Genomic DNA, 12,903 nt, shown 5'->3' on the forward strand with positions numbered 1-12,903 from the left:
TAACGGGAAGGTCAAGGTGCAATCAATCACGCTGTGAATCAATCCATATCCCGAGGGGATAATAAAATTTACTTTGTCGCATCACAGTGTGATAACGTCTGTTTACAATGAACAAGCCTGTTTCCGCTATGAAAAGAACAACGTTAGTTATGCTGCTGCTTACTCTGTGCGGATTCTCGTCTGCCAGTTCTGCATTAAGTGAATCTGAAGCAGAAGATCTTGCCGATCTGACTGCGGTATTTGTCTATCTGAAAAATGACTGTGGTTATAACGAATTACCCAATAATGAAATTAAGCGGGCAATTGTCTATTTTGCTCAGCAAAATCGCTGGGATCTGCGTAACTACAATAGCTTTAATATGAAAGCCTTGGGTGAAGAGAGCTATCGCGATCTGCGTGGTATTGCGATCCCCGTTCCTACCAAATGTAAGTCTCTAGCCCGTGACTCTTTAAGTTTATTGGCTTACGCTAACTAGCGATCCCACACTTACCCTTTCAGCCTGAAATTCTGCCGTGCAACCTCTGGCAGAGTTGGCTATTATGTTGCCCCCATTTTTCATGGCTGTTAGTGCGAAGGAGAAGCCCCGAACATGTCACAGAAAGAACTATGGTATGAAACATTGCATGCCAACTTCGGCCAGTATTTTTCAGTAGAAAATATACTGTACCGCGAAAAAACCGAGCATCAGGATCTGGTGATTTTTGAGAACCCAGTGCTGGGTCGAGTAATGGCTCTGGACGGCGTGGTGCAAACAACTGAACGTGATGAATTTATCTATCACGAAATGATGACGCACGTCCCTTTGCTGGCTCATGGTCAGGCGAAGAAAGTACTTATTATTGGCGGCGGTGATGGCGCGATGCTCCGCGAGGTTAGCCGCCATAAAAATATTGAGCAGATAACTATGGTAGAAATTGATGCCGGTGTGGTCGAGTTCTGCCGCCAATATTTACCCAATCATAGCGCCGGAGCCTATGACGATCCCCGCTTCAAGTTAGTGATCGCCGATGGCGTCGACTTCGTTAACCAAACTACTGAAAAATTTGATGTCATCATCTCTGACTGTACCGACCCTATTGGCCCGGGAGAAAGCTTGTTCACCTCTGCTTTCTACGAGGGATGTGCCCGCAGCCTAAACGAAGGCGGCATTTTTGTGGCACAAAACGGAGTATGTTTCTTGCAGCAAGATGAAGCAGTCGATAGCCATAACAAGCTTAGTCACTATTTCAAGGATGTCAGTTTTTATCAGGCAGCAATTCCGACATATTACGGTGGTATCATGACTTTCGCCTGGGCGACACAAAACCCACAGTTGCGTCAATTGGATATCACTACGCTGCAACAACGTTTTGCTGAAGCAGGCCTGACCTGCCGCTACTATAACCCAGCCATTCATGTCGGCAGCTTCGCTTTGCCGCAGTATCTACTGGATGCCTTAACGCCAACCCGCTGAGTAAGGAGGTGAACTAAATTGTCCAAGCTTAAACTACACGGCTTCAACAACTTGACCAAAAGCCTGAGTTTTTGTATTTACGATATTTGTTATGCCAAGACTGCAGACGACCGCGATGGCTATATCGCCTACATTGACGAACAGTATAATGCCAACCGCCTGACCGAGATCTTGAGCGAAACCTGCTCGATCATTGGCGCTAATATTTTGAATATCGCCCGTCAGGATTACGACCCTCAGGGTGCCAGTGTCACCATTCTGGTCAGTGAAGAGCCGGTTGATCCGCGCGATGTTGATACCTCCGAGCACCCAGGCCCATTGCCCAATGCGGTGGTTGCTCATCTGGACAAGAGCCATATCTGCGTCCATACCTACCCGGAAAGCCACCCAGAGGAAGGGTTATGTACTTTCCGTGCTGATATTGAAGTTTCTACCTGTGGTGTTATTTCACCACTGAAAGCACTGAATTATCTTATCCATCAGTTGGAATCCGATATCGTCACCATGGATTACCGCGTGCGCGGTTTCACCCGTGATATCAATGGTGTTAAACATTTTATCGATCACAAGATCAACTCGATTCAGAACTTTATGTCTGACGATATGAAGTCGCTTTATCACATGATGGATGTGAATGTTTATCAAGAAAATATCTTCCACACCAAGATGATGCTGAAAGATTTTGATTTGAAGCACTATCTGTTTAATGCCAAGCCAGAAGAGCTAAGCCCGGAAGAAAGAGAGCGAATTACCCGCCTGTTATATAAAGAAATGCAGGAAATCTACTATGGCCGTAATATGCCAGAAGTGTGATGTGGTAGGGGCGATATCCAACTTGAAATCCCGGTTTTTAGCCGGGATTTTAGGTTAAAGCAGTTGGGCAAGTAGAGTGCTAACTTTAGCGCTATCCTCAGGATGAAGTTGCAGATATTTTTCACAGGCTAATCTGACATAACTTAAACAAATTTTTTCACTAACAATGATAGTATCGTCTTCTTCCGGTGGATATCCACAAGCGAATTCAACCCCTTCAAAATGCTCTTCTTCATAGTAACTATTCATATCAGGGAAATTACAATAGGTACCATCAGTACCAAAACCAGCTTTATGGACAATATGATAGATTGCATCTAAAAAGTATTCATCACTATACATAATGTTAAAATAAGTTTTAATTACACTATCAACATTAGAGTTAGTATCAGATAGTTCAAACAAGATCTTACTCATTAGTAATCCTAATAAGGTTTACAGCCTGACTATCTGATTTAAAATCCCAGAGTTGTGAACCGGGATTTTTTGATTAGAAAAATATTGAAAACCACTTAACCTTTCCCAGGTAATAAACACTGTTATTTAGTGTGTTAACTGCCATTCATCAATTTTATTTTTTCTTCAAAGAATTTCCTCAAGTCATCAGGCTCTCTTTCAATAATACCAGTATAATGAGATATTGATGTAACTAACTCAAGATAACCAATCAATACTTGAATATTAAAATTTTCATGCAAGAGTTTATAACTCTCATCTAAATGAGTAATACAAATAGACCAGCTAGAATGTAATGAATTATCTAAAATTTCAAAAAAATCACCTGGAACCCATACTGGATTGTTGCTCTCAGGAGAAATTAAGTAATCTACACGACATGGAAAAAACATTAGCCCATAGACTAAGTATTCATTATCAACTTTAAGGAAAGTAAAATCAGTATAATCAGTTTCACCCATACAACGAAGTGATAAGGGTAAAACATGCGCTGAGTTAGAAATACATTTAATGAGCATAAAATTCCTCACTTAAACTTAAAATCATCAATAGCCCCAGTTTTTATATTCCTCACATAATGGATTTCAATTCCATTGATATTTTGGGACATTTTGACCCATCCTCCAGAGGTTGGCCAGCGTTTATCCATCAGAGGAATTGATAATTGTCTCCCCACTGTTGGATTAGATATCGCTTGCTTAAGTGCTAATTGCTCTATTAGATTCGTAGGTACATTTCTGCCTGTCGAGCCTAATCCCAATGGCTGATTGATAACAGAAATTCGCGGTACTGTCGCTCTAAACTTCACTACCTGCCTGCTGGCAATGCGCGTGCTGCCCACAGCAATACCGCCAACGGCGGTGGCGTAGCCACCATATTCAACCAGTAGCTTACCCGCTTCTTTTCCTGAATCATAGGCACCACTCATACTGCCTTGCTGGTAATGGGTTTCCATGCGGTCAATCCGTGCCAGCCAGTCTTGTTTGACACTTTGCGCCACAGTTCCCAGAACATCATCGCTACGAACCAACTCTCGCAGTGCCATAAAGGTTTGTTTAGGCTCTTTCAGCATCCCCACTAACTCTGCGGTGCTGCTATATAGCCCTTCCGGTACACCGGCTATCATTCCTGCCGCAAAGGCACCGTCTTGTTTAGCGCTGATTATCCCCCAATGAATAAAAACTTGGCCTTTTTCTGCCAATGTGTTGGCAGCTTTGATTTCTGCTCTCATCAACCTTTGCTGATGGTGGCTGAGATAGTTATAACGAAACGTCACTTCGGCTGCATTGGCACCGCTGTAAGCCCCTTGTGCTTTACCGGTGAAGATCGCCCCAGCGACCCCACCGAAGAACCGGGCAAGTTGGGCCTGACGCTCAGATTTTGCTTGCCAGTGCTGGGGGCCAATAAAGTTCTCGCCCATCACGGTACCGGCCAGTTCTGCCGCCAATGCACCGGCAGCGGCACCTTTTGCGTTACCCCCGCCAATTTCAGCCGCCACGCCAGCCACCAAGGCATGGCTCAGTGCTTTGCCCGGTGCGCCCAAGACCGTGCCATGGTTGCCAATTAAATGCGCTCCTTCGGCATGTAACTGAGCGCCCATATTAGAGAATAACGCCGTGGTCAGATTATCTTTAAAGCTACCACCATTAATGCCGGTATTCAGGCTGGAACTGATAATAGATTGACCGGCGACCCGCTGTGCCGTTTTGCTCCAGTCGCCATTACTTAGGCGGGGTAATTTCGTCGCGTGGGCACTGTTGGCTGTGCTATCAAAACCGATGGCTGCATCAAATCCAGATAATGCTCCACCAACCGCCATTGAGGTCGCCAGTGATTTCACCGATGATTTGCTGCCTAAATCTTTAAGAGTTTTAGATATATTTCCCTGATTATTTGCCAGTGATACTGCCGCCTGCGATGCTAAAGAAGACATCCCGGCTGTCACCGCACCTCCGCTAATCCCTCCGCCTACTGCCGCATTTGCCGCAACGACTAGCCCCGACCCCGCCGTTGCCGCCGCGACTGCAATGGCAATGACCACCGCCACCACCGGGTTCAGTTGCTGACTGCGGTGATCCCAACTGTGGTAGGCATCCATTACTTTGTGCCACTGCACATCATCGCGCAGATTCAAATCTTTCAGCCATTGGTTGCCGGGGGCATTACTAAGTGCAGTCACAGCATTGCGCAATGACTGGCCATTTTGGATTTTTATATCGGCACTGATACCTTGAGCTGCATCAACGGTTAATTCACCACCGGCATGAATGCTGGGCAAAACCCATGTTTCTTCCTGATATCCCTTATCACTCTGCTTAATATAAAAACCTTTCGATAAAGTTGTCTTTTGCTCAAATGTCGTATTTTTGACCGCTTCAAAAATCACTTTACCGTGAGTACTGGTCAGTTTGGCATGCTGGCCTGCTGCGATTTTGCTGGCCTGATAAGTGCTGTCATCACGACTTAGCAGGCTGATATCGCCGCCAGCGGTAAATTCTGTCACCTTATTGGTGGCCGAATGCTGAACATTATGGTGTGATTTTTTCCGCCCCCACCATTTGCGGCTACTCCAACGCTGTTCGGCATGGCTGGTTTCTTCCATCGCCTGGGCGAACAAATAGCCACCTTCCGCCGCCACATCCATGACCGTTTTAGCGGCTAATTGAGTTGCTTGAAATAAAATACTGCCATTGGAAATTAGCGTCAGAATACCGCCGCTATTAAGTTGAGTCGGTTGTTGCAGCTTATTAAAACTGAAATTATCACCACCGCCCTGATGCTGTTCATTCAATAGCGACTCAAAGCGCATATTATTTCCGGAGGCCAGTGTCATATCGCCACCAGAAGAAATTTCAGCCCCCCAGCTCAGTAATTGATGACCTGCAACCATATTAAGTGTGTTATCCGTCTGGACTCGAGTCACCACATGGCGATCCTGACGCTGGCCTCCAGCCGGGTGATCAAGACCCGAATAGGCCAATGCAGCTAGTTGGATATTTCGACCAGCCAATAAGTGACTATTATTATCAGCGCTAATATTGCTGGCTTGGCTCAAAATATCGCGGCCAGCATTGATTAAGAGATTACCTTTGGCATTTATCTGAGTGCTTAATTCTGGGGTACGTGAAGCGGGGAAGAACGGGTCCAGCTCCGGTACTAATACTCGATTTATCAATTCAATATCATGTGCCGCATGTAAATTAATATCTTGCCCTGCTGTTAGCCCAACCCCTTGTAGGAAAAGATTTTCACCTGCTGTCAGGGTAATACTTTCGTGGGCATTCAAGCGTCCAGACAATGGCAATGCTTGATCAAACAGCGCCTGTTTTTGTGGTAAAGAGAGAATAGAACTGATTCTTTGATGTAGTAACGGTGTAGCCGTATTTGCCAATGTAATATTATTACTGGCCGTCATGGTGATATTTTTACTGGGGTGTAGCAAAGTATCGAGAAGATGAATATTCAGACCCGCAATAATGGTTAGATCCCCAGTGGCCTTTAATTGGTTAGTAGTTCTCAACCCATTTTGTTGAAAATAACGTAATGCTGGCGAGTTGAATTTCACATTACCTTGACGGCTAATTAAAGTAATGTCTTGTCCGGAGATTTCACTGTAGGCCACATCTATATCATTAAGTGCTGTTACCGCGATATTATTTGCTGTAATATCAGCACGAGATAAAATCATCGAATTATCAGCAATCGCGACCAAGTCCTCTTGGGCATGTACTGCACTATTACTAATAATATTTTTAGCATGAAGTACAATATTATTCGCTTGTAATACTGACTGCTTTTCACGTCCAATAATAACCTCATCAAAAGAGAGACTCTCAGTAGGCGATTGATGGTGTAAATTTATATTATTTTTAAAATCAACAACCAGATTGCCAGCAGACTTTATTATACCTTGGTTTTGTGAAACACTCTCCCACTGAGATTGGTCAGCAATTTTTGTTGTATTTGCCCAATAATTCTCACCCCCCCCATCAATTTCAACATTTAAACGACTAAATATGTTTTTAGTACCAAATATAATACTAGTGTTAAGAAAATTATCTCCAGTTAAAAAAGTATCTTTTTTAGCTTCAATATTGCTAAGGTTATTATTGAGTAAAGTTGCATTGAGATAAATATTTTTTCCGGAGTCAATATCGGCAGGAGTAGATATAGCTGATACTTTATAATGGCTTCTGGCTGAATTAGCCGTAAAAATATAGCTCATATTCTCTGTCGAGAGACTTTCAATGTTCATGGTACCAAACCACTTATTAAACATTTCATTAGAATGGCTATCTACGGGGAGTTGCATTATTGTACGGTCAGTTTTGCCCGGTTCCAAAAAACTCGCTTCACGGGAGTCTGGTGTTAACTCCTGCCATCCCGCACTAAATACCTGACGGGAATTATCCAGTTTATCGGTGCGAATAATTAAATCGTCTAAATTGGTTTTAATATGACCAGATTTATTCTCAACTAACTTATTTTTATTACCCTCAGCATCTTTTTGGATCCACATCCGCTGGTGAGCGTGTAATTCAGCCGATGAGCCAACATTACGTACCTTATCGCTAAAAATACGCACGTCGCCTACCGCCTTAACCTTACCGTAATTATTTAATTCGGTATTGACCAATGTAATGTCGCGTCCGCTAATTAATTCCCCACCCGTGGTAATAGTGGTATTTTTACCAACAATATTGAGATCTTTTTTTGCCAGAATTGAGCCTGCTGTTATATTTCCTGCAACATCAAGCGTAACATCGCCTTTGGAGCCAAAAATATTATTAAGATTGCCACTCTTGCCTTTTTCTGTTGATACCAAGCGGATGCGATCAGCATACATCCCACCTAATGCACGGGTGTCTATTGCTAATTCATGAGAAGTTTCCACCCCAAATAAAGATTTAATATGGCCACTTTGATAATCAATCTGATTAGCACCCAACAGAATATCCAGTTGGTTTGCATAAATTTCACCTTGAAGATCCAGGGTACGGCTGATGATGGCAGCATCTTTCTGGTAAAGGGTATTTAGCCCTTTCTCACCCACCGTAATCGCCCCACCCACCACATCTAACCGATCCAAACCGCCTAACCGATTCAATACCGGTATTCCCGTGGTTAAGGTAATAGCGTTCATATCGATAAACCGGCAGCCATTACAATATAGGCCATTGGGATTGGCGATAATCACATTGGCATTTTGACCAAATAGTTCCAACATACCTTCCAGTGATGAAGGCTGACGGCTGGTGACCTCATTAATAATCAACTGAGCGCTATTACCAGCTAAATGTGGATTAGCATCTAAATAACCTACCCATGCTGAATATCCAGCCGTTTTAGAATTATTTAACACCGCCCCTGCTGGGGGGACATTAAAGTCACTGTAGCGATTATGAGAGACGCCGGAGGCATTTGGCCTAGCAATATTAACCACTGGAATCTGATTGTGAATTTGGACTTTAGTTTGGGACTGTGCTGATTCAATACCAGCAGCAATAGCCGGGTGTAAAGGTTGTAAGCCTATGATATATATCATAGGCCAACTGACGATACGCCTGAGTCGATAAGCAAATCCAGCCATAAAATCACCATCCTGGTGTTGTGTTGGTTAGCAGCAAATTCGCAATCTGTTGAATAACAAAACGGCGAATCTGTCAGATAGAACAACTCACTGACTAAGCTACACAATTCAACGTGGAATTCTTAGAGTAGTTTGGCTGATTTACTTATTTAATCCGTTGTTTATTAAAACAATAATCATCAATCATGGACTAAAAAATGATAACCATAATGTTTATATCGTCTTGTTAAGAGGAAGCCGCAATTAATAAAATTGTGTCAAATCTCTGATCTGGTTTATCAATAATTGTACGTTGCTATTCCCATCATCCAGATAGACGATGTATAAGAAGATCCTATTTTTCAATCTAATGCTGCACAAGGAAGATGCCCCACTCATGAACCGCCTTCCCACCCTATATGGCATTATTGCAATCCTGCTTTGGAGCATGAGTGTCGCGTTGACGCGCGGATTATCTGAAACTCTGGGACCATTTGGTGCGGGAGCGGCAATTTATACGGTCAGTGGGATATTGGTCTGGTTGGTCGCCGGTAAACCGACGCTACGTGGGCAGCATCCCGCTTATCTGTATGGCTGTGGTTTATTGTTTGTGGTGTATATGGTGGCCTTTGCTTTAGCTATCGGCATGGCAAATGACCGCCAACAAACACTGGAGATTGGCTTGATTAACTATCTGTGGCCCAGTCTGACTCTGCTATTGGCGGTACCATTGCTCAAACTGAGGGCACGTTGGTGGCTGTGGCCGGGAGCAGCTCTGGCGCTGTTTGGCGTTATCTGGGTGGTGAGTGGTGGCGATGGGCTGGACGTGAATGTGCTGCGCGCTAATGTCAGCAGCAACCCGCTGGCCTACAGTCTGGCACTGATTGCCGCCTTTACCTGGGCCGGTTATTCCAATTTAGTGCGGATCTACAGCCGAGGGCCGGGCGCATTGCCGCTCTTTTTACTCGCCTGCGCCCTGTGCTTATGGGTGATGTTCTTTATGCTGACACCCGGTAAGTTGCATTTCACCTCGCGCGCAACTTTTGAGCTGCTGCTGATGGGGGCGAACACCGCACTGGCCTACCTGTGTTGGGATATCGCCATGAAAAAAGGCAACGCCACACTGGTCGCTGCCCTCTCTTACTTCACACCTTTGCTGTCCATACTGATTGCCAGTGTATGGCTCAATACCCTGCCCTCTGCCGCATTCTGGCCGGGAGTGGCTATGGTGGTGGTCGGCTCACTATTATGTTGGTCTGCCAGCCGCAATCCCCTTCGAACTTGAAGCCGCAGGGGCGTTAGCTACGCTCACTCACCCGAATCACTTACTCAAGTAAGCTCATCGGGATGAATTCCCTTGCTGCCTTCCTGCAACACCAAGTTCTTTGGGGATAAATTGTCTTATTTGGATGTAATAAAAGTGCGATAGCCTTTCAGCACTAACAGAAAATCCTCCAAACCACACAGACAAAGACTCTCTTCATCATAGTAATTCATGCCTTCTTCCATCTCATCGCCTTCAATATCCAGTTGATTGGCGCGCACCATCACTTCTTCACCGTCCAGCCACAACGTGTATTCATGGCCTGTTAGCTGCCATTGGCGCTCACTGCCTTTAACTTCATTAGCGGCGGCTTCAATTTGGTCCAGTTTTGCCAAATCACCTTTAATTTCTTCATTGAGCCAGTGGCCAATCACTTCATGCCCCATGGAGAATCTGACGAGCACTTGCCCTGTTAAGTCACGCAAGAATTCATAGTCCATAGCACGCCCTCCTGATGCTCTTTCAATAAGTGTAATCGTTATTAGCAGCCTGACTTGGCGCAAACTCGCAAAGCCGGTAAATACCTGCAAAATTTCAATCAGACATGTGGTTAAACACAGTTTTTTTGACATAAAAAAAGGAGGCCAATGGCCTCCTTTTTAGCAGGTGCGAAATATAGCGATTTACACGGCGGTTTGGAAGATCACGCCATCCGCTTTATCGGTATATTGGCTCAACTGATCAAAATTCAGATAGCGGTAAGTATCTGCCGCAGTCTTATCAACCTGAGCCATATAAGTCTGATATTCATCAGGAGTCGGCAGACGACCAAGCAGCGATGCAATTGCCGCCAGTTCAGCCGAAGCCAGATAAACATTCGCCCCTGTCCCTAAGCGGTTCGGGAAGTTACGGGTTGAAGTAGAAACAACCGTCGCACCATCCGCAACTCGTGCCTGGTTCCCCATGCACAGTGAACAGCCTGGGATCTCGATACGCGCGCCACTCTTGCCAAAGACGCTGTAATAGCCCTCTTCGGTAAGCTGCGCGGCATCCATTTTAGTTGGTGGCGCAACCCACAGACGGGTTGGCAACTGACCTTTATGTTGATCCAGTAATTTACCGGCAGCACGGAAGTGACCAATGTTGGTCATGCATGAGCCAATAAAGACTTCATCAATTTTGCTGTTGGCAACATCAGACAACAGACGAGCATCATCCGGATCGTTCGGTGCGCACAGAATCGGCTGGGTTATCTCTGCCAGATCGATTTCGATCACTGCGGCATATTCCGCATCTGCATCACCTTCCAGCAGATTTGGATTCGCCAGCCAGCTTTCCATGCCATTCACACGGCGCTCTAGAGTACGACGATCGCCGTAACCTTCCGCAATCATCCACTTCAACAGGACAATGTTGGATTGTAGATATTCAATAATCGGCGCTTTATCCAATTTAATGGTACAACCGGCCGCAGAGCGCTCGGCAGAAGCATCCGCCAGTTCGAACGCTTGCTCGACTTTCAGCTCCGGCAGACCTTCAATTTCCAGAATCCGGCCAGAGAAAATGTTCTTCTTGCCTTGCTTCTCAACGGTCAGCAGGCCTTCCTGAATTGCGTAGTAAGGGATAGCATGCACCAGATCACGCAGAGTGATACCCGGTTGCATTTCACCTTTAAAGCGCACCAGCACAGACTCAGGCATGTCCAGAGGCATTACCCCTGTTGCCGCCGCAAACGCCACTAGACCAGAACCCGCCGGGAAGGAAATCCCGATAGGGAAACGGGTATGAGAGTCACCACCGGTACCAACAGTATCTGGCAACAGCATACGGTTCAGCCATGAGTGAATGATACCGTCGCCTGGGCGCAGAGAGACACCGCCACGATTCATAATGAAGTCTGGCAATGTGTGATGGGTAGTTACATCAACGGGCTTCGGATAAGCCGCGGTATGGCAGAATGACTGCATCACCAGGTCAGCGGAGAAACCCAGACACGCCAAGTCTTTCAGCTCGTCACGGGTCATCGGCCCAGTGGTATCTTGTGAACCGACCGAGGTCATTTTAGGTTCACAGTATTCACCCGGACGCACGCCAGTAACACCACAGGCGCGGCCCACCATTTTCTGAGCCAGTGAGAAACCTTTATTGCTTTTCGCTACCGGCTTCGCTACACGGAATACTTCACTGGTAGGCAGGCCCAAAGATTCGCGCGCTTTGGTGGTCAAGCCACGGCCCACGATCAATGGAATGCGGCCACCGGCGCGGACTTCATCCAGCAAGACATCTGTTTTAAGCTCGAAGGTTGCCAAGATTTCACCGGTATCGTGGCGACGAACTTCACCCAGATACGGGAAGATATCAATGACATCGCCCATGTTCATATTAGCAACATCGACTTCAATTGGCAGAGCACCGGCATCTTCCATCGTGTTAAAGAAGATTGGCGCAATTTTGCTGCCCAGCACCACACCACCGCCGCGCTTGTTCGGCACGTAAGGGATGTCGTCACCCATAAACCACAGCACCGAGTTAGTGGCGGATTTACGGGAAGAACCGGTACCGACGACATCACCGACATAAGCCAGTGGGAAGCCTTTTTTATTCAGTTCTTCAATCTGTTTGATTGGGCCAACACTGCCGGGTTGATCCGGATGAATGCCTTCGCGCTCATTTTTGAGCATTGCCAAAGCATGCAATGGGATATCCGGGCGAGACCAGGCATCGGGAGCCGGGGACAGGTCATCGGTGTTGGTTTCACCGGTCACTTTAAACACGGTTACCGTGATTTTTTCAGCTAACGCCGGGCGGGAAAGATACCATTCGGCATCAGCCCAGGATTGCATGACTTTCTTGGCATGCGGATTACCTGCTTTGGCTTTTTCTTCTACATCATAGAAGTTATCAAACATCAGCAAGGTATGAGATAACGCTTTGCCCGCAATCGGGGCCAACTTTTCATTATCTAACGCATCAATTAGCGGATGAATGTTATAGCCGCCCTGCATGGTGCCAAGCAGTTCGATAGCTTTCTCTGCGGTAATCAGGGGGGAGTGGGCTTCGCCCTTAACGATTGCAGCCAGAAAACCGGCTTTAACGTAGGCTGCTTCATCAACACCGGGTGGAACACGGTTAATCAGCAGGTCTAATAAGAATTCTTCTTCGCCCGCGGGCGGATTTTTTAATGACTCAACCAGCGCTGCCATTTGTGACGCATCTAATGGCTTGGGGACGATACCCTCAGCAGCACGCTCGGCTACGTGCTTACGGTATTCTTCTAGCACGACTCTCTCCTCGCTTTAATTATCATTTATTTTGCCAGGCTTATTGTTACCACCAGCCATCATCAC

At 45.9% G+C, this 12,903-nt stretch carries 9 protein-coding genes; 4 read left to right on the forward strand and 5 right to left on the reverse strand.

Annotation, left to right across the window (positions count from 1 at the left end; all coding sequences use genetic code 11):
* Positions 1-128 precede the first annotated feature (128 nt).
* From FTA96_RS20125 to speD, 3 genes are all read left to right on the forward strand, one after another.
* The gene (locus FTA96_RS20125; protein ID WP_016266377.1) at positions 129-476 is read left to right on the forward strand and encodes a YacC family pilotin-like protein; all 348 of its coding nucleotides are present in this window, start codon (positions 129-131) and stop codon (positions 474-476) included.
* Positions 477-590: 114 nt separating this feature from the next.
* Positions 591-1,454, forward strand: coding sequence for a polyamine aminopropyltransferase (gene speE, locus FTA96_RS20130; protein ID WP_050121534.1), 864 nt, complete (start codon positions 591-593; stop codon positions 1,452-1,454).
* Between the two features lie 18 nt (positions 1,455-1,472).
* Positions 1,473-2,267, forward strand: coding sequence for an adenosylmethionine decarboxylase (speD, locus tag FTA96_RS20135; protein ID WP_050100434.1), 795 nt, complete (start codon positions 1,473-1,475; stop codon positions 2,265-2,267).
* 54 nt (positions 2,268-2,321) lie between these two features.
* Here the strand turns inward: speD and cdiI are convergent, their stop codons facing one another.
* From cdiI to FTA96_RS20150, 3 genes are all read right to left on the reverse strand, one after another.
* Entirely contained in the window at positions 2,322-2,684 is a 363-nt protein-coding gene (gene cdiI / locus FTA96_RS20140) for a ribonuclease toxin immunity protein CdiI (protein WP_145574728.1), read from the reverse strand.
* Between the two features lie 134 nt (positions 2,685-2,818).
* Positions 2,819-3,241, reverse strand: a complete 423-nt coding sequence (locus FTA96_RS20145) for a hypothetical protein (protein WP_145574731.1) — start codon at positions 3,239-3,241, stop codon at positions 2,819-2,821.
* Between the two features lie 8 nt (positions 3,242-3,249).
* Positions 3,250-8,313, reverse strand: coding sequence for a DUF637 domain-containing protein (locus FTA96_RS20150; protein WP_422646230.1), 5,064 nt, complete (start codon positions 8,311-8,313; stop codon positions 3,250-3,252).
* 376 nt (positions 8,314-8,689) lie between these two features.
* Here FTA96_RS20150 and yddG point away from each other — a divergent pair, with 376 nt between their 5' ends.
* A complete protein-coding gene (gene yddG / locus FTA96_RS20155; protein ID WP_145574734.1) occupies positions 8,690-9,577 on the forward strand; it encodes an aromatic amino acid DMT transporter YddG in 888 nt (295 codons plus the stop codon).
* Between the two features lie 116 nt (positions 9,578-9,693).
* Here yddG and yacL read toward each other — a convergent pair whose 3' ends face one another.
* Positions 9,694-10,056 carry a protein YacL gene (yacL, locus tag FTA96_RS20160; protein ID WP_145574737.1) on the reverse strand — a complete coding sequence of 121 codons (363 nt, stop codon included), beginning with the start codon at positions 10,054-10,056 and terminating at the stop codon, positions 9,694-9,696.
* 183 nt (positions 10,057-10,239) lie between these two features.
* Positions 10,240-12,837 carry a bifunctional aconitate hydratase 2/2-methylisocitrate dehydratase gene (acnB, locus tag FTA96_RS20165; protein ID WP_050106526.1) on the reverse strand — a complete coding sequence of 866 codons (2,598 nt, stop codon included), beginning with the start codon at positions 12,835-12,837 and terminating at the stop codon, positions 10,240-10,242.
* Positions 12,838-12,903: the final 66 nt, after the last annotated feature.

It is taken from the genome of Yersinia alsatica (genome assembly GCF_902170305.1).
Taxonomy (GTDB): Bacteria; Pseudomonadota; Gammaproteobacteria; order Enterobacterales; family Enterobacteriaceae; genus Yersinia; species Yersinia alsatica.